Below are 26,428 nucleotides of genomic sequence, written 5' to 3'. Positions count from 1 at the left end.
CTCCCATGAACACTGCCTCAGCCCGTACGGGCCTTCAACTGCAATCACTCGTTAAATCCAGTGGCGAGCTGCTGCTTTCGCTGGTTCAGGTCGCCACGCCCGCGCCTGCGGCCGACGAGGTGGTGGTTCGCATCGAAGCGACGCCCATCAATCCGTCCGATATCGGGCTGTTGTTTGGTGCCGCCGACCTGGCAACGGCCCAGGCATCCGGCACGGCGGAGAGCCCGGTGGTCACTGCCACGGTCCCCGCCCGCTTCATGAAGAGCATGGCCGGGCGGCTGGATCAGCCCATGCCGGTGGGCAATGAGGGCGCCGGCATGGTCGTTGAGGCCGGCGCATCCGCCGCCGCGCAGGCCCTGCTGGGCAAGACCGTGGCGGTGCTGGGTGGCTCCATGTATGCGCAGTACCGCTGCGTCCCGGTGGAGCAATGCCTGGTTCTGCCCGAAGGCACCACTGCTGCGGAGGGCGCCTCCTGCTTCGTCAACCCGCTCACAGCCTTGGGCATGGTGGAGACCATGCGCCGTGAGGGGCACACGGCGCTGGTGCACACCGCAGCGGCGTCCAATCTGGGGCAAATGCTGAACAAGATTTGCCTCAAGGACCACATCGGCCTCGTGAACATCGTTCGCAAACCCGAGCAGGAAGCCGTTCTGAGAGCGATCGGTGCCAAGTATGTGTGCAATTTGAGCGCGCCCACCTTCCTGGAAGATCTGACCCAGGCCTTGGTTGATACCGGCGCCACCGTTGCCTTTGATGCCACGGGCGGAGGCCCGCTGGCCGGGCAGATTCTGGGTTGCATGGAGGCTGCGCTGAACCGCGCCGCCAAAGAGTACAGCCGCTACGGCTCCACCACCCACAAGCAGGTCTATATCTATGGGGGTCTGGACACCCGTCCGACTGAGTTCAACCGCAACTTCGGCATGACCTGGGGCATGGGCGGCTGGCTGCTGTTCCCGTTCCTGCAAAAGATCGGCCCCGCCGCCGCGCAGGCTCTGCGCCAACGCGTGGCCGCAGAATTGAAGACCACCTTTGCCAGCAGCTACTCGAAGGAAATTTCCCTGGCGGAGGCATTGACGCTGGATGCCATCACGGTCTATGGCCAGCGCGCCACCGGCACCAAGTACCTGCTCAACCCCAGCAAGGGGTTGACGGCTTAGGGTGCGTGCGGGCTCGGGGCGTTCCGACCTCAGCGCTGGGGCCGGATGCGGTAGATGGCGTTATTGCGGTCTGCACTCATGTAGATGCTGCCGTCCGGGCCCACGCTCAGGCCGGTAACCACATAGGGCGGTGGCATGCCGGGGCCGGCTTCCAGGCCGATGGGCAGGTTGTCGGCCACGGTGCGGCGGCTGCCATTGCTGGGGTCAATTTCCACCAGACGGCGCGCTGCGGTTTCGGCCACGATCAGGCTGCCCCAGGGGGTTTGCGCCACGCCTTCGGGCAGCTGCAGGCCACTGGCCACCTCTGATTTGGCACCGGTTGCCAGGTCAATGCGGGTGAGTTTGCCGGCAGCCTCGGTCACATACAAATGGCCATCCGTACCCAGAATCATCTGCACCGGACCGGCCAGGCCAATGGCAACTGTCTTGCGGTCCTTGAACTCGGCTCCGCTGGCGCGGGTAATGGAGCCTGTGGCCAACTCGGCCACCAGCACACTGCCGTCTTCCATGGGGATGGCGTCGTAGGGTGCCTTGAAGCCATGCAGCATGGTGTCGGTTTTGAGGGTGGCGCGGTCAATCAGCTGCACCGTTCCCGTGAACCAGGACGCCAGCGCAAACTGGCGGGAGGACACGCCGACAGCAAACGGGTATTCCAGGTCGGAGGCTTGCATCCGGAACACATCCGTGGTGGTGCCCGTGGCCAGATTGACCTGGCGGAAACCAAAGATGTCAGCCACCCACAGCGAGTCACCCGCCACCTTGATGCCCGCGGGCACCGCCACCTTGCCGCTGGTCAGCGTACGCAGTTCACCCGTGGCCGGGTTGTAAGCTTCAACCGAGTTGTCTGCCATGTTGGAAACATAGATGGTTCCGTCGGGTGCAATCGCCAGATTGTCCAGCGCCGGTTTGAGTTGCTTTACCACGGTTTTGCGGCCGCTGGCCAGTTCCACCCGGCTCAACTCGCCAGTGCGGGTGTCCACCACCCACAGGTTGCCTTTGCCGTCCAGATTGGCGGCAGCCGGCGTTTTGAACTCGCTGTTGATGACCGTCAGGTCGCCATTGGCGGGGTTGATCTTGGCGACCTGGCCTTTGAACCACAGCGGCCCGTAAAGCATGCCGTCCGGTCCCACTTCAAAGCCGTTGAATCCACCCATGTCTTTGCGGATCAGCCTGGGCGGGTTGGCACCGGTCACATCAATTTCCCAGAGTGCATCGCCCATGAACACCTGCGAGGCATACAGCTTGCCGTTGCGCCGGTCAAAGTCCAGCGAGTTGATGCCCGGCAGATCCTTGGCCAGCACCCGCATCGGCGCTGTATCGTTCTCGCGGTAGCGGATCATGCCCATGAGGTAGTTGGTCCAGGCCATCTCACCCTTGGGGCCAATCGCAATATCGTCCGCCTGGCCTTCGGGGGCGGGGACCCGCACTTTGGCCGCGCCGGTCTGGCGGTTCACTTCCCAGATATTCGATCCAATGACGCTGCCGGCCAGCAGTCGGCCCTGGGTGTCAATGGCCAATCCATGGACACCGCTGAAAGAGGAGGGTGCCACCAGCACTTCCGGTGCGGCCCAGCCCGCCGGTCGCGTGGGTGGCATGGCGGTGCAGGCGGTCAGGGCCGCCAGGCCCAGAACGGAAATCCATTTGCGAATCATGTGTTGCTCCCTTTTGTTGTGAATAGGTGAAACGCACTATAGGAGTGGGTAGCCCGACTGCGCTGTCCCACGGGTGACGGTGCGGTTATGCTGCCTGTCGGTACCCGCAGAGGTTGCCTGAATGGGCGAGAATCTGCTATCAAAATAGAAGCTGCTCACGCAACTGCCACGAGGGCTAGAGGTCATTTTTATGCATAAAACACTGCTGCTTTTGCCGGGACTCATGTGCGACGCCGCAGCGTGGGCGCCCCAGGTTCAGGCCTTATCAACGCTCGCCACCTGCGTGGTGCCCGACTACGGCCTGTGCGACTCGCTCACCGCCATGGCCGAGCAGGTGCTGGCCGCCGCACCCACACCCACCTTCGCCGTGGCGGGCCACTCGATGGGCGGGCGCATTGCGCTGGAGATGCTGCGGCTGGCGCCCGAGCGCGTGGAGCGCCTGGCCCTGCTGGATACCGGTATCCATCCGCTGGCGCCTGGTGAGGCGGGCGCCAAAGAGCGTGCCGGGCGCATGGCCCTGCTGGCGCTGGCCCGCGCGCAGGGCATGCGGGTCATGGGTGCGCAGTGGGCGCGTGGCATGGTGCACCCCAGCGTGCCGGGAACCCCCTTGTTTGACGCGGTGCTGGACATGCTGGAGCGCAGCAGCCCCGACCAGTTTGCCGCGCAGATCAACGCCTTGCTGACCCGGCCTGACGCGGCCGACGTGCTCCCGCAAATCGCCTGCCCCACGCTGGTGCTGTGCGGCAGGGAGGATATCTGGAGCCCACCCGAACAGCACCAGGTCATCGCCGCTGCCATTGCGGGCGCAACCCTGTGCGTGATCGAGCGCTGCGGCCACATGGCGACCGTGGAGCGACCGGACGAGGTGAATGCGGCTTTGGTGGCGTGGCTGGGTCAACTTCCATGACGTCTTTGCCAATGAGTAGTGAGCTTCTCCCCCTGATCGCGTCCCTCCGCGCCTTTGCCCAGGAGCGCGACTGGCAGCAATTCCACACACCCAAGAACCTGGCCTGCGCCCTGTCGGTGGAGGCGTCCGAGTTGCTGGAGCATTTTCAGTGGCTCACCGACGCGCAGAGCCAAGCCATCGCGGGCGACAAGAAGCGCGCAGTCGCGGCAGAGGCCGCCGATGTATTTCTCTATCTTTTGCAGTTGTGCGACACGCTGGACATCGACCTGATGGCTGCCGCACGCGACAAGGTGGAGGTCAACCGCGAAAAATACCCGGTAGCCACAGCGCGCGGCAACGCCAAAAAGTACACCGAAATCTGAGCCCCACCATGATCACCTTCTACAACCACCTCCACGCCCAGCACCAGGGCAAGCTGGAAATGTTTCGCGGCGAACTGGTTCCCTGCTTTGAAGTGCCCGCGCGTGCGGACCACGTGCTGGCCGAGTTGCAAGGCCGCAAACTGGGCACGGTGCAGCCGCCCCACGCGTTTGACGACAGTGCCCTGGCGCGTATCCACAGCCAGCGTTACCTTGCCTTTCTGGCCACGGCCTGGGACGACTGGGTCGCGCTGGACCCCGCCAACGCCGGGCGCGATGCGCTGCCTTCGGTGTGGCCAGTGCGCACCTTTCGCTCCGACATCGTGCCCGACAACTTTGCCGCGCGCATGGGGCTATTTTCTTATGATGCGGGCTCACCGCTCACGTCAGGAACCTGGGTGGCGGCACGTACGGGTGCGCACTGCGCGCTCAGCGCCGCGCAAGAACTCGTGCAGGGCGGCCGTGCGTCATTTGCTCTGAGCCGCCCGCCGGGCCACCATGCGGGGATGGATTTTTTTGGCGGTTACTGCTTCCTGAACAACGCCGCCCTGGCCGCCCAGCACTTGCGTGACCGTGGCGTGGCGCGCGTGGCCGTGCTGGATATTGACTACCACCACGGCAACGGCACGCAGTCTATTTTTTATGACCGTCCGGATGTGTTCTTTGCCAGCATCCATGGCGACCCGCGTACCGAGTACCCGTTTTACCTCGGCCATGCGGATGAGGCCGGTGTGGGCGCGGGCTTGGGTGCCAACCTGAATATTCCCCTGCCGCACGGGTCCGGGTTTGACCGTTGGAGCGCCGCCCTGGAGCACGCGCTGGCCGCCATCCAGCACTTTGGTGCCGAGGCGCTGGTGGTGTCGCTGGGCATGGATACCTTTGCGGGCGACCCGATCTCGGGCTTCACCCTGCAAAGCGCTGACTACCTGCGCGTGGGAGAACGCCTGTTTGCCGCCGGCTTGCCTACCGCACTGGTGTTTGAAGGCGGCTATGCAGTGGCCGAGGTGGGGGTGAATGCCGCGAACGTACTGGAGGCTTTTGGGTAGCTTTGGGTCGCTGTGTTTCGGCTAGACTGGAGCAAATTCAAATTCCGTGGGTGCCCATGTCGTTGCGAAAGATTCTTGTCGGGTTGGTGTTGGCCATCGTGGGCGCACAAGCGTGCCTGGGGCAGCCCGCCCCGGTCAAACTGGTGGTGCTCCAGCCTCTGGAGCGGCCCAACATCCAGGCAGTCAAGCTGGCGCTGGATGCGGCATTCGCGCACGCGGGTATGCGCTACACCCTGGAACACAATCCGCCCGAGCGGGCGGTGGTGGCTTTTCGGGACGGGGCATTCGACGGGGATGCCAGTCGCCTGGATACGTTTCCCCTGCTGGTTCCCGATGCCATCCGTGTGGAGCCGCATATCCAGAATACGACCTTTTCGGCGATAGGCCCCAGCACGGCCAGCAAACCGGCCAGTTGGGTTGACCTGTCCCGCTCCAGCATCGCGTACGTACGCGGTTACAAGGGTATTGAGATTCGAACCATTGATGTGGCGGTGCGCGAGGTGACCGACTCGGAAGACGCGTGCCTGAGGATGGCACTGGCACGGCGGGTGGACTGGTGTGTGCTGGCCGCAGAGCGCCGATCCGAGTGGCCATTGCAGGCCCAGTATGGCGACCGGATGACGGCCCACCCGATTGACAGCCTCAAGGTGTATGTGTGGATGGGGTCCAAACGAAAGGACGTGGCCGATCGGCTGACCAGAGCGATGCGGGACTTGGAAAAGACCGGGGAACTCCAGAGAATCATGGGGCCATTTCGCCGGGCGGACTGACCCCTGGCGCACACCAACACCATGCCCAGCCACCTGATGCCCCAATCCGTCAAGAACCGTCTGACGGCCCTGTTGATGGTGGCCATGACGTGCCTGATGTGCGTTTTCAGTGCTGTCTCTTATTACCTCACCGAACAACGGTTCGAGCAGGACAAGGACACGGCCAAGGGCCTGTTGCGCCAGCATCTGTCGCTGCCTGTGAGCAGGGCGCTCTGGGTCTATGACGAGGACCGGCTCAATGCCGCTCTGGACTCGGCGCTGGGTGGTTCGGTTCTGGGACTGATTGTTTACGACGATACGGACAAGGAGGTCGCCAGCCGATGGCTTTCCGGCCATGCCGGGGCGCAACCGGGCGTGGACGCTTCCGAGGGGTTCACGATTGACCTGCCACCCATCAGCGAGCGGGACATGGGCCGCATTCAGGTCAGTTGGTCTGACGCTGCGCAAAAGGCGGCCCTCAAGCTCACTTTGGCGCGTGCGATTCTTGAGATTGTGCTGGTCAATCTGCTGTTGCTGGGCCTGTTCTGGTTCAGTGTCGACCGGCTGGTATTTCGGCGGGTGGGGCTGCTGCAGCATGCGCTGGACTACGCCGCCACGCGCGAACATGCCGCAGATATTGTGCCCATGCCGGTTTCCTATCAGGATGAGTTTGGGGCCCTCACGCACAGCATCAACGTCATCACCCAGCGTCTGGGTACTGAACTGGAGGCGGGTCGCGAGTCGGAGGAGGAAGCCCGCGCGGCGCTGACCAATTTGCAGAACGCGCAGGATGGTCTGGTGCAGGCCGAAAAAATGGCGTCACTGGGCCGGTTGGTGGCAGGCGTTGCGCATGAGCTCAACACGCCCATTGGCAACATCGTGATGGTTGCCAGCACCCAGCAGGAGGTGGCGCAGGGTCTGGTGCAGTCAGTGGCCGCAGGCACGCTGACGCGCAGCAGCCTGTCCACGTTCGCGGAGCGCACCTCTGAGGGTGCCGGGCTGATGTTGCGCAGCGCCAACCGGGCGGCAGAGTTGATCCAGAGTTTCAAGCAGGTTGCGGTCGACCAAACGACCGACCAGATGCGGGACTTCGATCTGGCGGAACAAATGGGCGAAGTGCTGTCCATCATTACCCATGTGCTGGCAAAAACATCGATCAGGCTGGAGGAACACCTCGAACCCGGCATCGAGATGCACAGCTACCCCGGTCCGTTGGGGCAGGTCATTACCAACCTGGTGATGAACGCCATTGCGCACGGATTTGACGGCAAGCAGTCGGGGACCATTTCCGTGGCCTGCGAGCGCCAGGGTGACTACGCGCACATCACCGTGGCCGACACCGGCAAGGGCATTCCCCCGAACAACCTGAACAAGATTTTCGATCCTTTCTTCACCACCAAGCTGGGCCAGGGCGGGACCGGCCTGGGCCTGCATATTTCGCACAACATGGTGTATGGCCCGCTCGGTGGGCGCATGTCGGTGCAGAGCACGCTGGGGGTTGGTGCCACGTTTACGCTGGACATTCCCTGCCGCGCCCCGGTGGGTGCGCAGTAGCGATGCGAAGGGGCTAGGCGGGGAGCAAGTCCATCAGGAGCTGCAACAGGCGGGCCATTTCTGCATGGGAGTCCAGAAAAAACTGCGCGCGAGAGCCGGGGGCATCCCGTCCGATGCGCATGGTCAGCCAGTGGCTCGGGGCGATCTCAAAAACCGCTTCATCGTTGACATCATCCCCCACGAACAGCGCAGCGCCCGATTCTGAGCGGGCAACCAAGCGTTGCACGGCGTCTCCCTTGTTGGGTGCATTTTCAGCCACCAGATTGACGACGAACTTGCCGCCAAAGGTGTGCAGGCCCGGACCGATGTGGGCGATCGTGGATGTAATGCATCGCTGGGCTTTCTCCCGGACGCGTGCCAAGCGGTAATGCATGCTCCGCGAGGTAGGTGCGGGCCGATGCCAGTGCCCGTTCATGCGCCGCTATGAGGCTGCAGACGACTTTGGTCGACCGGAAACCGCGTTCAATGTGTGTTCGTTCTGGCGCATTGACGCCCTGTCACGCATGGGGCGCGAGCAGGAGGCCCGGGAAATTTTTGGGCAATTGCTGGCTTGTCGTAACCATGTGGGACTCTTGTCCGAAGACACCTTGCCAGCGACGGGGGAGCTCTGGGGGAATTTCCCGCAGACCTACTCCAGGGTGGGTCTGATCAACGGAGCTGTTCGCCTTTCAAAACCGTGGGAGAGCTTTGTCTGAAGTCTGCACCTGCCGCCGCCGCGCGCCCAGCAATGCCACCAGCCCCACCGTGGCGACCCCGATCAGGACTGCTGGAAACGCCACGGTGGGCGACCAGTCGATCAGGGCGCCCGATGCCGCAGAGGCCACCAGGCCGCCCAGTGTGTAGGTGAGCACCAGCACGGAGGTGCTGTTGACCAGGGTGATGCCTTTTTCGCGGGCACCAATGTCGATCATGCACAGGGTGTAGAGGCTTCCGCCCGCACCTCCCCACAAAAATACAATCGGCCATGCCAGCCAGCCCATACGGGCGACAAAGGGCAACATGCAGCTGGAAGCCAGTGTGATGGCGGCAAACACTACCATGAGAGTGCGACGACCTTGCGCCTGGTCCTTGAAGCGGTCGGCTAGCAGCCCGGCGGGGATCATCAACGCCACGCCGCCGAGACCACTCACCGACACCAGCAGCGCCGCGCTGGCCGCGCCCAGACCCAGTGCCAGGCCGTAGAGCGGCAGAATGGACGTCACCCCGGTCTCAAAGAATCCACCCACAAATCCCGCCAGCATGATGATGGGGTGCGCGCGCAGCGCCATCCACAGGCCCTGCACACCCAGCCTCGCCGTGTCGGTATCCGTGGCAGCGGGCACCTTGGGAATGAAGGCGGTCCACAACAAGCCCAGCGCGGAAAACCCCACCACAACCCACAGTGCGCGCGGGTTGTCCGCGCCTATCCACACCAGCGCGGCAGGGCCGACGATGAAGGTGGCACTGACCAGGGTCTGAAAGAAGCCCACATAGCGTCCGCGTTGCCCTGGTGGAGAAAACTCGGCGATCAGCGCCTCGGCCAGAACCCAGCGCAAGGCCATGGCCAGGCCAGAAGCCATGTTGAGAGCAAACCAGACCCAAAGCTGGTCAAAGCGGGCAAACAGCACGGCTGACAGCGTGAGAATGCCCGCTGCCATCCACATCGCCGGTCTGCGCCCCAGTTTGTGGGCCACAGCCGATGCAAACGGAGTCATCAAAAAAATGCCCAGCCATCCTGTCGATGCAAAAAGCCCGGCCACCGTGCTGGACACATCTGCGCCCTTCATGCGCAGCAGGAGCAGCGGCATCAACATGAAATGGCTAACCAGCTCAAAGAAGGTGGAGCCAAAAATGCTGACCAGGCCCAGCCGCGCACCGGCTACCGGTGCTTGAAGGTTGGCGGGGGTTGGGTTCATGTGCGGCGTGCCTCCAGAATGGCGTGGGCCACCTCGGAAAAGCCGGCGCCACGCGCGCTGGGAGTGACGTAGCGTGGCAGATGCGCCAACTCTGCTTCAAAGCGGCGGATATTGGCCACGCCCACGCTGTTGTCAAAGGCTTCGAACATCAGCTGGTCGTTGGTGGAATCGCCGACAAAAGCCCATCGGCACCGCTCGGCGTCCAGATTGCGTTGCAGCAGTCGCTGCACGATCCAGCGCGCGCCTTCCCGCTTGTTGTGTCCGCCAAACCAGCCATTGACGTGGATGCTGCTCACGGACGCATTCATCCCTTCGCTGCGCAGGATGCGCACAACCTGGGCGATGCGATCCGGCGGCAAGTGCGTGAATTCACTGTGGTCAATCGCGATGTCGGTCTCCCGCCCGGGCGAGTCCTGCGCCAGTGTGGTGCCAGGCACTTCGCGCAGCACGCGCTGTGCCACCAGCTGCATGCGCGCGTAGTGGGTGGCCCGGGTGGCGGCATCCTGTCGATACAGTTTTGATAGCGGCTCACGTAATAGGGACGGGGGCTGCAGCCCGTTCTTATCAATAATCTTACCGGGAATCAGTGCCACCGAACCGTTCTCGGCCACGATGGCATCTACCGGCCAGCAGGTTGCAAATGGCGCGCTCCAGCCCACCGGGCGCCCGGTAATCGCGATCACAGTCAGGCCGGCGGCCTGGAGTTGCGCCAATGCCTGCAGCGCGTCCGGCGTGATGGCGCCATCGGTCGTCAGTGTGTCGTCGATGTCGGTGAACACGCCGACGAGCTGGCGACGATCAGCGCAGGGCCACGACGACAAGGGGTGCATCAGAACCTGCGGGAGTCGGATCAACCAGCGGTCTGCAGCGCCAGGCCCGCGTGTTCGCGCAGCGGGTGAAAGTGAATTTTGGGAAAACGCTCCTGCGCCAGCCGCACGTCATACGGGCTGGTGCACAAATACGCAAGCGTATTCGCCGCATCGCGCGCCATGCGCATGGGGTAGGCGTCGCAAAAGGCTTTGAGTTCTTGGGGCGTATCGGCGGTGATCCAGCGCGCGCCGGTGTACTGGCAGCCTTCCAGGCGGATGTCGGCGTCGTACTCGCCCTTGAGGCGGTGCTGCACCACTTCGAATTGCAGTTGACCCACGGCGCCCAGCAGCATGTTGCCGCCGACCTCGGGTTTGAACACCTGAATGGCACCCTCTTCGCCCAACTGTGCCAAGCCTTGCTGCAACTGCTTGGTGCGCAAGGGGTTGCGCAGCACCACGGTCATGAACATTTCGGGGGCAAAGAAGGGCAGGCCGGTATAGAGCAGGTTGACCGAGCCGTCGGTGATGGTGTCGCCCAGCTGCACGCCGCCGTGGGTGGTAAAGCCCACGATGTCGCCCGCGTAAGCCTCTTCCACCGCTTCACGGCGCTGGCTCATGAAGGTCACCACGCTGGTGGGACGTAGCTCTTTGCCGGTGCGCATGACCTTGAGCTTCATGCCCGGTGTGTACTTGCCCGAGGCCATGCGCACAAACGCAATGCGGTCGCGGTGGTTGGCATCCATATTGGCCTGCACCTTGAACACCACGCCGCTGAAGGCATCGTCTTCGGGCTGTACTTCGCGCACCACGGGTTGGCGGTTGACCAGAGTGGTGCTGATGCGGAGCTGGGGCGATGGGGCCAGATCCACAAGGGCGTCCAGTACTTCCATCACACCAAAGTTGTTGACACCTGAGCCAAAGAAAACCGGTGTCTGCTTGCCTGCCAGAAAGGCCGCGTGGTCCCAGGTGGGTGACGCGCCGGTGGCCAGCTCCATGCTTTCCATGGCAGTCGTCCACTCGTGGCCAAAGCGGGCAAACAAGGTTGCCTGGTCGCTCAGGGGGATGGTGTCAAAGTCCTGAGGGCGGCGGTCCTTACCACCGTCAAACACCGTCATCATTTGCGTGCGCAAATTGATGATGCCGCCAAACGATTTTCCCTGGCCCACGGGCCAGGTCATGGGCACGCACGGCATGCCCAGTTCACGCTCAATCTCGTCCATGATGTCCAGTGGTTCGCGCACTTCGCGGTCCATCTTGTTCACGAAGGTGATGATGGGCGTATCGCGCTGGCGGCACACCTCAATCAGGCGGCGGGTTTGGGCTTCGACACCATTGGCCGCGTCAATCACCATCAGGGCCGAGTCCACGGCGGTGAGCACGCGGTAGGTGTCTTCCGAGAAGTCCTTGTGGCCGGGGGTGTCCAGCAGGTTGATGACGTGGTCCCGGTACACCATCTGCATCACCGAGGACGCAACCGAGATACCCCGTTGCTTTTCAATCTCCATCCAGTCCGATGTGGCGTGACGTGTGGCTTTGCGCGCTTTGACCGAACCGGCAATCTGGATTGCGCCGGAGAACAACAGGAGCTTCTCGGTCAGCGTGGTCTTGCCAGCATCGGGGTGGGAAATGATCGCAAAGGTGCGGCGGCGGCGGGTTTCGGCAAGGAAGGACATTGGAGGCAAGCAAAGCCACCGTCCGGAGGGTCTAAAAAAACCCGCGTGACGGAAGCTGTAATCAGGAAAAGGCTAGAATTATCGCTTTCCGAGGAGCGATGCAGCTCGTCAGGCCCTTTTTTGGCAATCGCCAGGGTCGCGAGTGAGGCTCGGAAACCGTTGCTCCCCTGGGGTAACGCAAGTCAACTGCGCTCACCCACTGGTCTGTGCGGTGAGTCATTTCCCGGTTTATCGCGCAGCCCCGTGGTCTTTCAAATTGATTTTTGGAGTGAGCCATGAGCGTGTTGAAACCTGTCAAAACTGAAGATTACAAAGTAGCCGACCTGAGCCTGGCCCCCTGGGGCCGCAAAGAGTTGACCATTGCCGAGACCGAAATGCCCGGCCTGATGGCCATCCGCCAGGAGTTCGCCAAGGCGCAACCCCTCAAGGGCGCGCGCATCACCGGCTCGCTGCACATGACCATTCAGACCGGCGTGCTGGTCGAAACGCTGCAAGCCCTGGGCGCCGAAGTGCGCTGGGCATCGTGCAACATCTTTTCCACGCAAGACCATGCTGCGGCAGCGCTCGTTGCCAAGGGCACGCCGGTGTTTGCCTACAAGGGCGAGACCCTGGCGGACTACTGGGATTACACCCACCGCATCTTCGAATTCGGACCCAAGGGCAGCAAAGCTGAGGGCCCCAACATGATTCTGGACGACGGCGGCGATGCCACGCTGCTGATGCACCTGGGCGCCCAGGCTGAGAAGGACATCAAGGTTCTGGCCAAGCCCGGTAGCGAAGAGGAAATCTGCCTGTTCAACGCCATCAAGGCCAAGCTCAAGGTCGACGCGACCTGGTATAGCCGCCGCCTGAAACACATCATCGGCGTGACGGAAGAAACCACGACTGGCGTGCTGCGCCTGAACGAAATGTCCGCCAAGGGCACGCTGGCTTTCCGTGCCATTAACGTGAACGACTCGGTGACCAAGAGCAAGTTCGACAACCTGTACGGTTGCCGCGAATCGCTGGTGGACGCCATCAAGCGCGCCACCGACGTGATGATCGCCGGCAAGGTGGCTTGCGTAGCCGGTTACGGCGACGTGGGCAAGGGCTCTGCCCAGGCCCTGCGTGCTTTGAGCGCCCAGGTGTGGGTGACCGAAATCGACCCTATCAACGCCCTGCAAGCCGCCATGGAAGGTTACAAGGTTGTAACCATGGAATATGCCGCTGACAAGGCCGATATTTTTGTGTCCGCCACCGGCAACAAGAACGTCATCACCTACAAGCACATGGAGGCCATGAAGGACCAGGCCATCGTTTGCAACATTGGTCACTTTGACAACGAAATCGACGTCGTTTCGCTGGAAAAGCTGAAGTGGGAAGAGATCAAGCCCCAAGTGGACCATGTGATCTTCCCGGCCAAGGGCAAGAAGCCTTCGAAGCGCATCATTCTGCTGGCCAAGGGCCGTCTGGTGAACCTGGGTTGCGGCACTGGCCACCCCAGTTTTGTGATGTCTTCGAGCTTTGCCAACCAGACCATCGCCCAGATTGAACTGTTTACCAAGCCCAAGGAATACAAGTCTGGCAAGGTCTACGTGTTGCCCAAGCACCTGGACGAAAAAGTGGCCCGTTTGCACCTGGCCAAGGTGGGTGCCATGCTGTCGGAACTCACCGAAGAGCAGGCCGCCTACATCGGCGTTTCCAAGTCTGGCCCTTACAAAGCCAACACGTACCGCTATTGATGCGGGCCGATCAACTCCTGGTAGTGCGCAACCTGGCGAGCACCCGCTCGCAGGCCCAGCGCCTGATTGCCGACGGCGTGCAGTGGAAGAAGGGCGATGAATGGAAAACCGTGGTCAAGAATGGCGACGACATTCCTGAAGACGCCCCGGTCCAGCTGCTCGACGATTCCGAAGCCCGCTACGTGTCCCGTGGCGGACTGAAGCTGGAGGCCGCCTTGAAGCAGGTGGGCCTGTCGGTAGAAGGCTTGGCCTGCCTGGATGTTGGTCAATCCACCGGGGGTTTCACCGACTGCCTGTTGCAGCACGGTGCACGCATGGTGGTGGGTGTGGATGTGGGCAGTGCCCAGCTGCACCCCCAACTGCGCGAAGACGGGCGGGTGCTGTGCGTTGAAAAGGTCAACGCCCGTGCGCTGGATGCTAGCGATTTGATAGCTGCTTGCGCAAATTACACGGGGGCTGGCGGCCTGTTTGACCCTGAAAATGAAGAAGCTGAACCGTTCGTTCCCGCGTTTGATGTGGTGGTGGGCGACCTGTCCTTCATCTCGCAGACGCTGGTGTTGCCCGCCATCGTGCCGTTCCTGAAGCCAGGCGGCACCTTGCTGATGTTGGTCAAGCCGCAGTTTGAGTTGCAGCCGGGGCAGGTGGGCAAGGGCGGCATTGTGCGAGACGCTTCCCACTACCCGTTCATTGAGACGCGCCTGCGCGACGCCTGCACCGCCCTTGATCTGACCGTGACCGCGTGGTTCGACTCACCCATTGAAGGGGGCGATGGCAACCGCGAATTTTTCATTTGCGCCCGCAAGCCAGGTGCCCTTGTTCCTCAAGACTGATTCCGCCATGATCCAGACGACCCGCATTCCCGTTAGCCTGGAATTTTTCCCGCCCAAAACCCCGGAAGGGGCCGAGAAGTTGCGGGGAGTGCGTCAGCAGTTGTATGCACTGAAGCCCGAATTCTGTTCGGTCACCTTTGGTGCGGGAGGCTCCACGCAGGAGGGCACTTTCAACACGGTGCGCGATATTCTGGCAGAGGGCGTCAGTGCAGCATCGCACTTCTCCTGTATTGGGGCAACCCAGGCTACGGTGCGCGGGCAACTGGCGACGCTCAAAGCGATGGGCGTAAAGCGGATTGTTGCCCTGCGTGGCGACTTGCCCAGTGGCTACGGTGCGGGTGGCGAGTTTCATTACGCAAGCGATCTGGTTGCTTTTATTCGGGCGGAAACGGGCGACGATTTTCATATTGAAGTGGCGGCCTACCCGGAAATCCACCCCCAGGCCAAATCACCCGACAGCGATCTGCAGGCCTTTGCAACCAAGGTGCGTGCCGGCGCCAACTCCGCCATCACCCAATACTTCTACAACGCGGATGCGTATTTCCGTTTTGTGGAGGATGTCGATGCCATGGGTCTGAACGTGCCCGTGGTGCCCGGCATCATGCCTATTACCAGCTCGACCCAGTTAATGCGTTTTTCGGATGCCAGTGGGGCCGAAATTCCCCGCTGGATCCGCTTGCGCCTGCAAAGCTTTGGCGACGACACGGCGTCGATCAAGGCGTTTGGCCTCGATGTGGTGACCGAGCTGTGCGACCAGCTGCGCGCCGGTGGTGCACCGGCCATTCACTTCTACACCATGAACCAGAGCACTGCGACGCTGGCCCTGTGCGACAGGCTGGGGCTGATCGTTTCGTAAGCGCGGGCTTAAATGTCCATCGCCGGACGATGCTCGTCCGGGCCCACAAATTTCCAGGCTCCCACATAGCAGGCTGATAACCAGGCCAGCATGCCTGCGAGGCCGATGGCCAGCCAGGAACTGAACCAGATTCCATCAAACGCACCGAACATGCTTGCCCTGAATGCCTTGATCACCCAAGTGAATGGCAACCAGGGGCTCAGGGTTTGGTAGATCCCCCCACTCAGTTCCACTGGCAAAACGCCGCCGGCAGAAGACAGTTGCAGAATCAGCAATATCAGGGCGGCGGCTTTGCCCGCATCCCCAAAGGCACGCGTGAGCGCCACAATAATGAGCAGAAAGGTGAGTGACGCGAGCACCAGGGTCAGCATGAAAGGTGCAAGCCGGTCGATGTGCAGGTCCAGCATGAACAGTGTCATCAGCAACACAACGGCGGATTGCGCAACCACAATGCCAGACAGGATGCCCAGCTTGCCCATGAGCCGTGCGGGTCGGGACGCCTCTGCGGCAGTCGCAGGCAGGCGCCGCAGGTGGAAGAGAAAGGCGGACATGACGGCCCCCATCCAGAGGGAGGTCGCCAGAAAGTTGGGCGCGAATCCTGCGCCATTGTTGGGCACCGGAGCCACAATTTCCAGGGCGGGCTCAACCGAATCGGCCAGGCCGCGCGCGCTGCCGTCGGGCGCGTTGATGTCGCCGGGCAGCGACTGGCTGAGCAGGTCAATGCCTGCAGCCAATTCCCGAGAGCCCGCCTTGAGTTGGACCAGCCCGTTGTGTAACTCCCGGGCTCCACCGGCCACGGAGCGGCCGCCCGTTGTCAGTTCGTCGAGTTTGGCGTCGGGCGGAAGGCTAACCGCCGCGGTATGGATGCCGCCACCCAGTGCGGTCATGCCATCGGTCAGTTTGCCTAATCCCGCGTTGAGCCTTTGCGTTCCCTCTGCGAGTTGCGATTGGCCGGTTCTTGCGCCTTGAAGGCCTCCGGTCAATTGGGTTGCACCCGCTGCCAACTGGCCAGCACCTTCGGCTATGCGCCCGCCTACGATGGGTATGCCCTTGGTTTCATCGCGCAGCTTGCCGCCGCCTTCTGCCAGTTTTTGTGCGCCCGTCTGTAACTCTTGCAGACCTTGGCCCAATGCCGCATGCCCCGTGACCAGTTCGTTCGCGCCTGCTTTCAATGCCGCCAGGTCTTGTGCCGCCGGACGCTGCTGGTCCATGGTGCGCAGACCTGCACCCAGCTGTTTGACGCCATCGGTGAGTTGGCCCACACCATTACCCACGCCGTCGGCACCGCTGGCCAGGCTTTTGGAGCCGGACTCCGCCTTTGCCAAACCATCCTCTAGCCGATGGGCGCCGTCTTTCAGTGACGCCACCCCTTTTCGTAGTTGGCCCACCTTGTCAATAGAACCCGTGGCCGTGCTTAGAACCAGAGACCAGCGTTTTTCGTTCAGGTTGATATTGACCTGATGCCCCAATTCGGAAGCAAACCGCTTGGCCAGATTGGCACCGTTGTAGTTGTTACCCTCGGATACATACATGACCAGGCGTCCACCGGCCGCCTCATTGCCCGGCACGGCGTTGGCGCTGAAGTCCCTGGGAATGATCAGCGCAAATCCCAGATCGCCCTGGCGAACGGCTCGCTTCGCGTCTTCCTCAACGCGGTAGTCTATAAAACCAAAGGTTCGTTTCTGCTTGAGGGTGGCGACAATGTCCTGCCCCATGTTGACCGCCTGTCCGCGGTAATCCAGACCTTGATCCAGGTTGACGATGGCGGCCCTCAGCTCGCCGGTGTGTGCGCCCGGGTCCCGCACACTGGAAAGATAGATCAGGGCATACAGTGCGGGGATCACAATGACCCCCACGGTGGAGATTCTCAGCTTGGGGAAGCGCCTGAATAGCGTGAATTCCTGTTGAACGATGGCCCACACACTACGGAAAAAACCCATCGCCAACTCCTTGTCTCAGCCGCCTGAATCGAGGGTAAACGTCGCGTGTTGATCCTGTTTGAGTACGGCCGCCATTTGCGGCAGTGCCAACAGCAAAGCCGCCTTCAGCGTGTGGGGTGGATTGATGATGAACATGCCACTGGCAGGCAGACCCGGACGAACGACTTCACCCTCACTGTCTTGCAGCAACTTGCTGTTCTTGACGGTGAGCGTGGCATTCAGCCAACTCTTGCCCGCCTTGTTGGCCAGCGTTTTCAGCTTTTTGGGTAAATCATGGGCTTCCGGGCGGGGAATGATGGGGTACCAGACTGCGTAGGTGCCTGTGGCAAAGCGCAAGAGGGAATCTGCCACCATTTCCGCTACGCGGCCATAGTCTTGTTTGATTTCATAACTGGGGTCGCAGAACACGAGTGCTCGCCTTGACGGGGGCGGCAGAAACTTCTTGATGCCTTCAAAGCCGTCTTCGCGCAGGATCGCCACTTGACGCCCGGCTTCGAGCTGGGCAATGTTGGCCGTCAATGTTTTGATATCGGTGGGGTGAATCTCAAACAGCTTGAGCTTGTCGCGATCACGCGCCTGCACCACGCGATGAATGATGAAAGGTGAACCCGGGTAGACCTTGTGGCTCCCTTTGTTGTTGAAGCTGGCCACCATGTCGAGGTAGTCCTGCAAGGCCGGGGCAACCGGCTTGGGCAGCGCGCTGGCGACCAATTTAAGAAAGCCTTCTGCCGCTTCCGCACTGGTCTGCGCATAGTCGCCGTCCAGGCGATACAGGCCGGCTCCCGCATGCGTATCAAAAACGGTTAATGCGGCATCTTTTTGCGTCAAATGCCGCAGGACGGCCAGCAAAACGGTGTGTTTGAGCACGTCGGCATGGTTGCCGGCGTGGAAGGCGTGACGATAACTGAACATCCCCTATGATACCGGCACAGGGTTTGGCCACATTGGCTGCCCAATGCAAATGTTGGAAGATCCTGGCCAAAGAGGCGTCGTTCCCGGCAGCCAGGAGAATAATAATCGCATGAGTGATCCCGAAACCCTGACCGTCGTGCCCGCAGAATTGCCCTTGGGCCACATGGACGCACTTCCGCCCGGCACCATGCTGGGTGAGTTTGAGCTGCAGGGCTTGTTGGGGGTGGGAGGCTTTGGCATGGTCTACCGGGGGTATGACCATTCCCTGCACCGGGCCGTCGCCATCAAGGAGTACATGCCATCGGCGCTGGTGGGGCGTGTGCAGGGCATGCAAGTCACGGCCCGATCGACTGCGGATGCCCAGCCTTTTCAGGCCGGGCTTAACTCGTTTATTGCCGAGGCCCGGCTACTGGCCCGGTTTGACCACCCCTCTCTGGTGAAGGTGTATCGTTTCTGGGAGGCGAACAATACCGCTTATATGGCGATGCCCCTGTACCAGGGTATGACCCTCAAGCAGGCGCGCAGTGCCATGGGCGGGCCGCCGCCTGAAGAATGGCTGCGTGCGGTTCTGTGGTCGGTGCTGGAGGCGTTGAAGGTGCTGCACGGTAACGGCACCCTGCACCGCGATGTGTCGCCGGACAACATTTTTCTGCAGGACATGGGCCCCCCGGTGTTGCTGGATCTGGGGTCGGCAAGGCGGGCCATCATTGATGACAGCCACAAGCACACGGCAATTTTGAAAGTCAACTACGCGCCCATCGAGCAGTACGCCGATGCGCAGGACTTGCGAGAGGGGGCCTGGACCGATTTGTATGCGGTTGCCGCGGTAGTGCATGGCTGCCTTTGCAACGAACCCCCACTGCCTGCGACGATTCGCGTGGTCCGCGACCGGATGCCGTCGTTTGCGCGGGTCGCAAAAACGGTGGAAACGCATTTCAACCTGCCCTATTCGCCCCGGTTTATTCAGACAATCGATCACGCGCTGGCCCTCCAGCCAACCGCACGGCCCCAAAGCGTGGAGGCGTTTGCGAAGCAAATGCACTTGCGCGCCCCAGAAAACATAGCCCAGTTTGATTGGCGCTTGGCGCTTGGCGATAGAACGACACTGGGTGATTTTGACGAATCCGCGCAAGACAATTTGCCCACGGTGCCGCACCTCGTAGCGTCAGAGAAGACACGTCCCGACAGCGCGGAGCATGTCGAAACCGAAGTGGCTCTGCCGAAGAGGATTTCCCGGTGGTGGTGGGCCGGGTCAGTGCTTGTGCTCCTCATTGCGTTGGGGTTAGGCTACAAAAATGCGACGACGCGGGTAGAGGGTGATGCGGCTTCTGCTCCGCCGCCTTCCGCGGCTCCGGTTAAAACTCTGGCACAGGAATCAGCACCAGTACCTATATCCCCGTCTCCAGTTCCCCCGGTCGATGCAAAGGCCCGGAACCCCGATAGACCCAAATCTGCAGTGAGGTCTGATGCTTCCCGCGCGGCGGTGGAGGCCGCGCGTTCCAAACCCCGAGCGGAACACCGTGAGCTGTGTGCGGATAGCAACATACTCACCCGGTCCATGTGCATCTACAACGAGTGTCAGAAGCCTGAGTTTGTGAAGTTGGCTGTGTGTGTGGAAGATCGCCAGCGGTGGGAAGGCCGCAATAGATTTGGTCAGCCTTGACCGGGTGAACTCCTCGGTGTGCCGCAGATTCTGTGCGAAAAAGCAGGGGACTGGTCAGAAAACCCTGAATTTCGTATAATAGAAGGCTTCGCAGCGCTCTTGTGGTTCCGCGGCGAAGATGCCAACGGTGAGAGCCGCGATGGCAAACCCCACCTAAGAGGTTCCCTTAAGAGGAACGCCGACCGTGGAAAAGAACCCGACAAACCTGCTTTTAAAAGAGAAAACTTATGTCAACTTTCAGCGCAAAACCCGCTGAGGTCGTGCACGAGTGGTTTGTGATTGACGCGACCGATAAGGTCCTCGGACGAGTAGCCAGCGAAGTTGCTCTCCGTTTGCGCGGCAAACACAAGGCCATTTACACGCCTCACGTAGATACTGGTGACTTCATCGTCATCATTAATGCAGCCCAGCTGCGCGTCACCGGCGCCAAGTCGATTGACAAGGTGTACTACCGTCACTCGGGTTACCCCGGCGGCATTTCGTCCACGAACTTCCGCGACATGCAGAACAAGTTCCCAGGCCGCGCTTTGGAAAAAGCCGTCAAGGGAATGTTGCCCAAGGGACCCCTGGGTTACGCCATGATCAAGAAGCTCAAGGTGTACGGCGGTGCAGAGCATCCCCACACCGCGCAGCAACCTAAAGTCCTGGAAATCGCTGGCATCTCCAATGCCGCAGTGAAACTTGCAGCACAAGGAGCCGCCAAATGATCGGTGATTGGAACAATGGTACCGGCCGTCGCAAATCCAGCGTTGCCCGCGTATTCCTGAAAAAAGGCTCCGGCCAAATCGTCGTGAATGGTAAAGACATCTCCAAGTTCTTTGGACGTGGCACTTCCATCATGATCTGCAAGCAGCCCTTGATGCTGACCAACCATGCCGAAACCTTTGACATCATGGTCAATGTGGCCGGTGGTGGCGAGTCTGGCCAGGCAGGTGCAGTGCGCCACGGTATTACCCGCGCCCTCATCGACTACGATGCAACGCTCAAGCCTGAGCTGAGCAAAGCTGGCTTCGTGACCCGTGACGCGCGCGAAGTTGAGCGTAAGAAGGTCGGCTTCCACGGTGCACGTCGCCGTAAGCAGTTCTCCAAGCGCTAATTCGCTACTGCAACAGTCTGTTGCAAATTCTGAAGCCGCCAGAGCGCAAGTTCTGGCGGCTTTCTTTCGTTTGGCTGATAGACTGCGCCCCTTCATGAGATTTCGCCTGCTCCGCCGCCGTCTAACCATTAGTGCCCCCCGTATGGCGGTGCGCAGTGCGCTGCCGTGGCCGTTCCGATGGGCCGCTTTGGCCGTCGTATTGGGCTTTTGTGCTGCGATCGGGCTTTGGGCGTTTGAATTTGGCAAGGATATTGCCGGTCTGGAGAAGGGTTCCAAAGAGGAGTTGGTGCGTTTGCGGACTGAGTTGACGGACCTGCGCGTTGAGTTGGCTGCTGCGAAGGATGAGCGGGATAAGGCGCAATCCATTTCGAATACGGCGGGAACCCTTGTAACGGCCGAGAAAGCGTCGCACGAGCGCTTGCTGACGCAGGTGAAGCAACTCGAATTGGACAACCGTAGCTTGAAGGACGACCTGGGCTTCTTTGAGAAATTGCTACCGGCATCGGGCGTAGACGGTGTATCTATCCGCGGATTGCAGGCGGATGTCCAAAACGGTGCCAAGATAAAATGGCAGGTGTTGGTGATTCAGGCCACAAAAAATGCGCCTGTGTTTAGTGGGCGCCTGGACATTTCATTTTCGGGAACGGTCAATGGCAAGCCTTGGTCTACCTCCATTCCGGGTGGGCCGCAGGCCATCACGATCAAGCAATACGGCCGTGTGGAAGGGGAGCTTGACTTGCCTGCACAGGTTGTCGTGAAGGGCGTTTCTGCCAAAGTAATGGATGGCAATGTTGTCAAGGCAACGCAATCCATCAAGTTGTAGTACTCAACAAGGTTCCTGATGTTCAACAAAAAAAAGCAACCCCCGATCAAGAGCCTGATTGCCGAGGGGAGTCAGATCGTTGGGAGCATGACCTTCACGGATGGTCTGCGGGTGGATGGGCAGGTGAATGGAAACATCCATGCTGCAGAACAGACCGCAAGTATTCTGGTGATTTCGGAAACCGCCAGCATCGCCGGAGAAGTTATTGCAGATCACATCATTATCAATGGCATGGTCAAAGGCCCGGTCCACGCCCGGATGATGCTGGAGTTGCAACCCAAGGCCCGAATTGAAGGCGATGTGCATTACGCTGCGATCGAAATGCACCAAGGCGCCCTCATTACGGGCCAGTTGCGCCCGATATTGAGTGGCGAGGAAAAACCCACACTGAAACTAGCGGCAATTAACCAGTAGCAGAATTCCCGAGAGAATTGCTGTACTATTTCGCCACTTTTTGAATTTACGGGAGTAACCCATGAGCGCTGTAGCAGAGAACATCCAGACTGAAATGCCCGCCCCCATCCTGTTTACCGACAGCGCGGCGGCCAAAGTGGCGGATTTGATTGCGGAAGAAGGCAATCCGGAGTTGAAGTTGCGCGTGTTCGTGCAGGGCGGCGGCTGTTCCGGCTTCCAGTACGGATTCACCTTCGATGAGATTACCAACGAAGATGACACCACGATGACCAAGAATGGGGTCTCCTTGCTCATCGACGCCATGAGCTACCAATATCTGGTTGGCGCAGAAATCGATTACAAGGAAGACTTGCAGGGGGCACAATTTGTGATCAAGAACCCCAACGCAACGACCACTTGTGGTTGCGGATCTTCTTTTTCTGCCTGATTGTCGTTTGATTCTGCGGCCTTAGGCCGGGTAAATTGCACCGAGAATACGGGCGCCTCTGGCGCCCGTAACGCTTTCCAGACTGGCCGTTTTTCGCAGCATGGCTTGCTGGGCCAGCCAAGCGAACGCAGTCGCTTCCACCTGCAGTGGTGGCAATCCTCTGTCGGAGGATGAGACCACCTCGCAATGCGGCAAGCCCGCTTGCAAACGGTGCATCAAATGCTGGTTCAGTGCACCACCACCGCAGACAATGAGCGTTTCGCAATCTGGGGAAAGGTCGTCCAGACTCCTGGCGCAGGCCCGTGCGGTGAGTTCGGTTAACGTCGCCTGCACATCTTGGGGAGCCAATTGCCCCATGCCAGACAGACAAGTGGACAACCAAGGCCTATTGAAAAGATCACGTCCAGTGCTTTTCGGTGGGGGTTTTCTGAAATAGGGTTCTTCGAGCAGCTTGGACAGCAAAGCCTCGTGAACCCGACCCTGCGCAGCCCAGTGACCTGCGTCATCAAAGGCCTTGCCAGTATGCTCGAGGGACCATGCATCCATCAGTGCATTGCCAGGGCCGCAGTCGAAGCCGAATAACGACGCGGCATTGGGATCCAGTAGCGTGATATTCGAAATGCCGCCAATGTTGAGTACCGCCGTCACCTGGTTGGGTCGACTGAAGAAGGCCTTGTGAAACGGGGGCACCAGCGGGGCGCCCTGGCCACCAGCCGCGACATCGCGGCTTCGGAAATCGGCCACTACATTAATTCCGCAGAGCTCCGCCAGCAAAGCGGGCTGGTTCAGCTGCAAGGTGTAGCCGGTGCCGTCGAATTCCTGAGGGCGGTGGCGTACGGTCTGCCCGTGCGCGCCAATGGCACGCACTGCCGAGCCGACCACGGCGCACTGTTCCAACAATGCGTGGACCCGTTCTGCATACACCCGCACTAGCGAATTGGCAGCCAGAGCGGCCCTATGCAGTTCGTTGTCAGTCGGCGCGTTCAGCGCGAGCAATTCGGTTTTGAGGCTGGCAGGCAATGGCGCGCTGCAGTGTCCAAGCACAACGGCCCTCTCCCCAGAAAAGTCCGCCAGGACCGCATCTACGCCGTCCAGTGACGTACCGGACATGAGGCCGATGTACAAATCGGACACTGTTTACCTTTCAGCCGATATCTATTGGGCGCTACCAGGCAAAATCTGCGCGGCAGCCGCCAGCTGTGCGCGTACTTGGGATGCAACCTGGGCGAACGCCTGTTTGGCGGCTGCGGTCACCGGCACCGACTCGCTCTGGCGAGCGATGGTCATTGGATCCTGCTGCACGCCACCCACCCGGAATTCGAAGTGCAAGTGAGGTCCGGTGGCCCAGCCGGTCGATCCGACCAAACCGATTGTCTGACCCTGACCCACATTCTGGCCGCGCTGAACCAGAATCTTGCTCAGATGCGCGTACACGGTTTCGTGGTTATTGCGATGTTTGATGAAAACCACATTGCCGTAGCCATTCTGCACGCCTGCAAACTCGACCACACCGTCACCCACGGTCCGCGCGGGAGTGCCCGTGCTGGCTGCAAAATCGGTACCCAGGTGGGCTTTCCATTGGTTCAGAATCGGGTGGAATCGCATGGAAAAACCGCTGCTGATCCGGGAGAACTCGACGGGTGAGCTCAGGTAAGCGCGGCGCAGGCTTTGCCCATCAAGGGTGTAGTAACTTCCCTTGGTCACCGAGTGGGTCACGGTGGACGTGGCGTGTGCAGTGGGTTCCTGGAACCACATAGCCTGGTGTGTCTTGCCGCCGTTTACAAATTCGGCACTCAAAACGCGTCCTGCCCGCAGGGGCTCTCCGTCGCCCACCAGTGTTTCATAAACCACCGAAAAGCGGTCGCCTTTACGCAGAGCACGCCGAAAATCGATGTCGCCGGAGAATATCTCGGCCAATTGAATTGCAACGGTATCGGGAATACCGGATTCATCGGTGGCGGCAAAAAGGGATGAGCTGATGGTTGCACTGGCAAGGCGTGAGGTGGCAGCCAGTGGCAATGTTTCCAGACGAGACTGGAACCCGGTCGGCGTCTTTTCAATCGTCAGTCGCTTGAACATGCCGTCATCGTCTGGACTCCAGCGCGCAGTGAGCTTGAGAAGCAGGTTGCCATCGCTCGCTTCGACGGTCACATTGCGTCCTGCCCGACCCAAAAGCGTCTGCTGCACGGTGCTTTCAGCGCGCAAGAATGCAGCGGCTTGGGCGTCATACACACCCAGACGCTTGAGAAGAGCTTCTGCGGTGTCGGTGGAACGGGTCACATCCGAGCGATACAACTGCTGGGCATGGGTCTGCAGCGCGTCGATCTGGTCTGCAATTGGCAAAGCCTGAACGTTCTCCGTCACGGTGCGCGCGGGCAGGTCAGATGCATCGGGTGCCAAAGACGCTACGGCAAAAGTCGCACCGGCACCACCGAGCATGAGGGCCGCGATGGCCGCTGTCAGATGCCTGGGGTGGGTTTTGACGAGCTGCGCGGCGGAGGCAAAGAACTCCTCAGCGGCTTGGGTCAGTCCGTATTTCAAAATAGAGGCTCCGTTGGGTTGGGGCGGCGCCATTTGGCGCGGAACCCCGAACTGCGACCATGTCACGACTAAAATCCAGCCGCTGGCTTCCAAACGTCGCAGAAGAGGGGGTCCAGTATAACTGACCCCTGCGCCCCGGCATCAAGAAAAACCCTTATGAATCAAGCCTCAAGCCCCCAGTATGTTGTAACAGATCGTGTTCGGGAAGCGCTGGCTGTATCCCTGCGTGGTTGCGACGAACTCATTCCGCAAGACGAGTGGGTCAAAAAGTTGGTGCGTTCAGAAGCTACGGGCAAACCCCTGAGGATCAAACTGGGTTTGGACCCCACAGCGCCCGACATTCACATCGGCCACACCGTGGTACTCAACAAGATGCGCCAGTTACAGGACTTGGGTCATACCGTGATTTTCCTGATTGGAGATTTCACCACCATGATTGGAGACCCCAGCGGGCGCAACAGCACGCGCCCGCCACTGGCGCGGGAGCAGATCGAGGCCAACGCCCAAACCTATTACAAGCAAGCCAGCCTGGTGCTGGATCCATCCAAAACGGAAATTCGCTACAACAGTGAGTGGAGCGACCCGCTGGGGGCCCGCGGCATGATTCAACTCGCCTCGCGCTACACGGTGGCCCGGATGATGGAGCGCAATGATTTTCATGATCGCTTCAAGGCCGGTCAATCCATCAGCGTACACGAGTTTTTGTATCCGCTGATGCAGGGTTATGACAGCGTGGCGCTGCATAGTGACCTGGAACTGGGCGGAACCGACCAGAAATTCAACCTGCTGGTCGGCCGTCAGCTGCAAACAGAATACGGCCAGGAGCCGCAATGCATTTTGACCATGCCGCTGCTGGAAGGTCTGGACGGCGTGGAGAAGATGTCCAAGAGCAAGAACAACTACATCGGCATCAGCGAGGAGCCCAACTCCATGTTTGCCAAGGTGCTAAGCATCTCTGACGTGCTGATGTGGAAGTGGTACACGCTTCTCAGCTTCGCGAGTGAGGCGGACATTGCCGCGCTCAAAGCCGAGGTGGGCGCCGGGCGCAATCCGAAAGACGCCAAAGTGGCCCTTGCCAAGGAAATCACTGCACGCTTTCATTCGCCTGCCGCGGCGGACGCAGCCGAGCAGGATTTCATCAATCGCAGCAAAGGCGGCGTTCCCGACGAAATCACGGAAATGTCATTGCCCCTGGGTGACGACGGTGCCGCCGTGGGCATTGGCGCTTTGCTCAAGTCCGCAGGGCTTGCAGCATCCAGTGGCGAAGGCAACCGCCTCATTGATGGCGGTGGAGTCCGTGTGGACTCGGCCGTGGTGAGTGACAAAGGTCTCAAACTGGCCGCTGGCACCTACGTGCTTCAGGTCGGCAAGCGCAAGTTTGCTCGCGTAACTCTGGGCTGACAG

The 26,428-nt window shown here is 60.6% G+C and carries 25 protein-coding genes, 1 pseudogene and 1 riboswitch; of the genes and pseudogenes, 17 read left to right on the top strand and 9 right to left on the bottom strand.

Annotated elements, in window-relative coordinates:
• Window positions 1–5: 5 nt before the first annotated feature.
• The gene (locus tag AC097W_RS18590) at window positions 6–1,157 is read left to right on the top strand and encodes a zinc-binding dehydrogenase (RefSeq protein ID WP_479604118.1); all 1,152 of its coding nucleotides are present in this window, start codon (window positions 6–8) and stop codon (window positions 1,155–1,157) included.
• Window positions 1,158–1,186: 29 nt separating this feature from the next.
• On the opposite strand, the gene AC097W_RS18585 is transcribed toward AC097W_RS18590, so the two are convergent.
• Window positions 1,187–2,809 (bottom strand): Vgb family protein, encoded by a 1,623-nt coding sequence (locus AC097W_RS18585; protein WP_479604117.1) that lies wholly within the window; start codon window positions 2,807–2,809, stop codon window positions 1,187–1,189.
• A gap of 190 nt (window positions 2,810–2,999) precedes the next feature.
• Between AC097W_RS18585 and AC097W_RS18580 the strand changes: the two genes are divergently transcribed.
• From AC097W_RS18580 to AC097W_RS18560, 5 genes are read left to right on the top strand one after another with little or no spacing between them, the layout of a single operon-like run.
• The gene (locus AC097W_RS18580) at window positions 3,000–3,716 is read left to right on the top strand and encodes an alpha/beta fold hydrolase (RefSeq protein ID WP_479604116.1); all 717 of its coding nucleotides are present in this window, start codon (window positions 3,000–3,002) and stop codon (window positions 3,714–3,716) included.
• A gap of 11 nt (window positions 3,717–3,727) precedes the next feature.
• A complete protein-coding gene (locus AC097W_RS18575; RefSeq protein WP_479604115.1) occupies window positions 3,728–4,078 on the top strand; it encodes a nucleotide pyrophosphohydrolase in 351 nt (116 codons plus the stop codon).
• 8 nt (window positions 4,079–4,086) lie between these two features.
• Complete coding sequence (locus tag AC097W_RS18570; protein WP_479604114.1) at window positions 4,087–5,121, top strand: histone deacetylase family protein; 1,035 nt, start codon at window positions 4,087–4,089, stop codon at window positions 5,119–5,121.
• 56 nt (window positions 5,122–5,177) lie between these two features.
• On the top strand, window positions 5,178–5,891 hold the full coding sequence (locus tag AC097W_RS18565) for a hypothetical protein (RefSeq protein WP_479604113.1): 714 nt from the start codon (window positions 5,178–5,180) through the stop codon (window positions 5,889–5,891).
• 21 nt (window positions 5,892–5,912) lie between these two features.
• A complete protein-coding gene (locus AC097W_RS18560; protein ID WP_479604112.1) occupies window positions 5,913–7,424 on the top strand; it encodes a sensor histidine kinase in 1,512 nt (503 codons plus the stop codon).
• A gap of 13 nt (window positions 7,425–7,437) precedes the next feature.
• On the opposite strand, the gene AC097W_RS18555 is transcribed toward AC097W_RS18560, so the two are convergent.
• On the bottom strand, window positions 7,438–7,797 hold the full coding sequence (locus AC097W_RS18555) for a trehalose-phosphatase (protein WP_479604111.1): 360 nt from the start codon (window positions 7,795–7,797) through the stop codon (window positions 7,438–7,440).
• 25 nt (window positions 7,798–7,822) lie between these two features.
• On the opposite strand from AC097W_RS18555, the pseudogene AC097W_RS18550 reads away from it, so the two are divergent.
• Window positions 7,823–8,119: pseudogene (locus tag AC097W_RS18550) on the top strand (glycoside hydrolase family 15 protein); the annotation flags it as partial.
• Here the strand turns inward: AC097W_RS18550 and AC097W_RS18545 are convergent.
• Genes AC097W_RS18545 through AC097W_RS18535 form a run of 3 tightly spaced genes read right to left on the bottom strand, consistent with a single transcriptional unit; the run spans window position 8,093 to window position 11,801 of the window.
• A complete protein-coding gene (locus AC097W_RS18545; protein ID WP_479604110.1) occupies window positions 8,093–9,319 on the bottom strand; it encodes an MFS transporter in 1,227 nt (408 codons plus the stop codon). The pseudogene AC097W_RS18550 and the gene AC097W_RS18545 sit on opposite strands and share 27 nt — an antisense overlap.
• Window positions 9,316–10,149 (bottom strand): HAD-IIB family hydrolase, encoded by an 834-nt coding sequence (locus AC097W_RS18540; protein ID WP_479604171.1) that lies wholly within the window; start codon window positions 10,147–10,149, stop codon window positions 9,316–9,318. Before AC097W_RS18540 ends, AC097W_RS18545 begins: the two co-directional genes overlap by 4 nt.
• Window positions 10,150–10,169: 20 nt before the next feature.
• Window positions 10,170–11,801: a peptide chain release factor 3 gene (locus AC097W_RS18535; protein WP_479604109.1), complete on the bottom strand. Its 1,632-nt coding sequence runs from the start codon at window positions 11,799–11,801 to the stop codon at window positions 10,170–10,172.
• Window positions 11,802–11,885: 84 nt separating this feature from the next.
• Window positions 11,886–12,002, top strand: a riboswitch (S-adenosyl-L-homocysteine riboswitch).
• A 74-nt stretch (window positions 12,003–12,076) separates the two neighbouring features.
• Here AC097W_RS18535 and ahcY point away from each other — a divergent pair.
• Genes ahcY through metF form a run of 3 tightly spaced genes read left to right on the top strand, consistent with a single transcriptional unit; the run spans window position 12,077 to window position 15,208 of the window.
• On the top strand, window positions 12,077–13,522 hold the full coding sequence (gene ahcY / locus AC097W_RS18530; protein ID WP_479604108.1) for an adenosylhomocysteinase: 1,446 nt from the start codon (window positions 12,077–12,079) through the stop codon (window positions 13,520–13,522).
• Entirely contained in the window at window positions 13,522–14,352 is an 831-nt protein-coding gene (locus AC097W_RS18525) for a TlyA family RNA methyltransferase (protein ID WP_479604107.1), read from the top strand. Before ahcY ends, AC097W_RS18525 begins: the two co-directional genes overlap by 1 nt.
• A gap of 7 nt (window positions 14,353–14,359) precedes the next feature.
• Window positions 14,360–15,208, top strand: coding sequence for a methylenetetrahydrofolate reductase [NAD(P)H] (gene metF / locus AC097W_RS18520; RefSeq protein ID WP_479604170.1), 849 nt, complete (start codon window positions 14,360–14,362; stop codon window positions 15,206–15,208).
• 8 nt (window positions 15,209–15,216) lie between these two features.
• On the opposite strand, the gene AC097W_RS18515 is transcribed toward metF, so the two are convergent.
• Both AC097W_RS18515 and AC097W_RS18510 read right to left on the bottom strand, forming a co-directional pair.
• Window positions 15,217–17,148 carry a YhgE/Pip domain-containing protein gene (locus AC097W_RS18515; protein ID WP_479604106.1) on the bottom strand — a complete coding sequence of 644 codons (1,932 nt, stop codon included), beginning with the start codon at window positions 17,146–17,148 and terminating at the stop codon, window positions 15,217–15,219.
• A 15-nt stretch (window positions 17,149–17,163) separates the two neighbouring features.
• Window positions 17,164–18,060: a 23S rRNA (adenine(2030)-N(6))-methyltransferase RlmJ gene (locus AC097W_RS18510; RefSeq protein ID WP_479604105.1), complete on the bottom strand. Its 897-nt coding sequence runs from the start codon at window positions 18,058–18,060 to the stop codon at window positions 17,164–17,166.
• A 109-nt stretch (window positions 18,061–18,169) separates the two neighbouring features.
• Here AC097W_RS18510 and AC097W_RS18505 point away from each other — a divergent pair, with 109 nt between their 5' ends.
• From AC097W_RS18505 to erpA, 6 genes are all read left to right on the top strand, one after another.
• Entirely contained in the window at window positions 18,170–19,723 is a 1,554-nt protein-coding gene (locus AC097W_RS18505; protein WP_479604104.1) for a serine/threonine protein kinase, read from the top strand.
• 227 nt (window positions 19,724–19,950) lie between these two features.
• The gene (rplM, locus tag AC097W_RS18500; RefSeq protein ID WP_479604103.1) at window positions 19,951–20,430 is read left to right on the top strand and encodes a 50S ribosomal protein L13; all 480 of its coding nucleotides are present in this window, start codon (window positions 19,951–19,953) and stop codon (window positions 20,428–20,430) included.
• Window positions 20,427–20,819, top strand: coding sequence for a 30S ribosomal protein S9 (gene rpsI / locus AC097W_RS18495; protein WP_479604102.1), 393 nt, complete (start codon window positions 20,427–20,429; stop codon window positions 20,817–20,819). Before rplM ends, rpsI begins: the two co-directional genes overlap by 4 nt.
• Before the next feature lie 94 nt (window positions 20,820–20,913).
• Window positions 20,914–21,642: a DUF6776 family protein gene (locus AC097W_RS18490; RefSeq protein ID WP_479604101.1), complete on the top strand. Its 729-nt coding sequence runs from the start codon at window positions 20,914–20,916 to the stop codon at window positions 21,640–21,642.
• Window positions 21,643–21,660: 18 nt separating this feature from the next.
• Complete coding sequence (locus tag AC097W_RS18485; RefSeq protein WP_479604100.1) at window positions 21,661–22,056, top strand: bactofilin family protein; 396 nt, start codon at window positions 21,661–21,663, stop codon at window positions 22,054–22,056.
• A 61-nt stretch (window positions 22,057–22,117) separates the two neighbouring features.
• A complete protein-coding gene (erpA, locus tag AC097W_RS18480) occupies window positions 22,118–22,483 on the top strand; it encodes an iron-sulfur cluster insertion protein ErpA (RefSeq protein WP_108499543.1) in 366 nt (121 codons plus the stop codon).
• Window positions 22,484–22,504: 21 nt separating this feature from the next.
• Here the strand turns inward: erpA and AC097W_RS18475 are convergent, their stop codons facing one another.
• Window positions 22,505–23,617 carry an anhydro-N-acetylmuramic acid kinase gene (locus tag AC097W_RS18475; RefSeq protein WP_479604099.1) on the bottom strand — a complete coding sequence of 371 codons (1,113 nt, stop codon included), beginning with the start codon at window positions 23,615–23,617 and terminating at the stop codon, window positions 22,505–22,507.
• 21 nt (window positions 23,618–23,638) lie between these two features.
• Complete coding sequence (locus tag AC097W_RS18470) at window positions 23,639–25,024, bottom strand: peptidoglycan DD-metalloendopeptidase family protein (protein ID WP_479604169.1); 1,386 nt, start codon at window positions 25,022–25,024, stop codon at window positions 23,639–23,641.
• 156 nt (window positions 25,025–25,180) lie between these two features.
• Here AC097W_RS18470 and tyrS point away from each other — a divergent pair, with 156 nt between their 5' ends.
• Window positions 25,181–26,425 carry a tyrosine--tRNA ligase gene (gene tyrS, locus AC097W_RS18465; RefSeq protein WP_479604098.1) on the top strand — a complete coding sequence of 415 codons (1,245 nt, stop codon included), beginning with the start codon at window positions 25,181–25,183 and terminating at the stop codon, window positions 26,423–26,425.
• Window positions 26,426–26,428: the final 3 nt, after the last annotated feature.

The sequence above is a fragment of the Rhodoferax sp. GT1R46 genome (assembly GCF_056521285.1).
The sequence above is the reverse complement of the archived record's forward strand: the minus strand, read 5'-3'. Positions and strand labels throughout refer to the sequence as shown.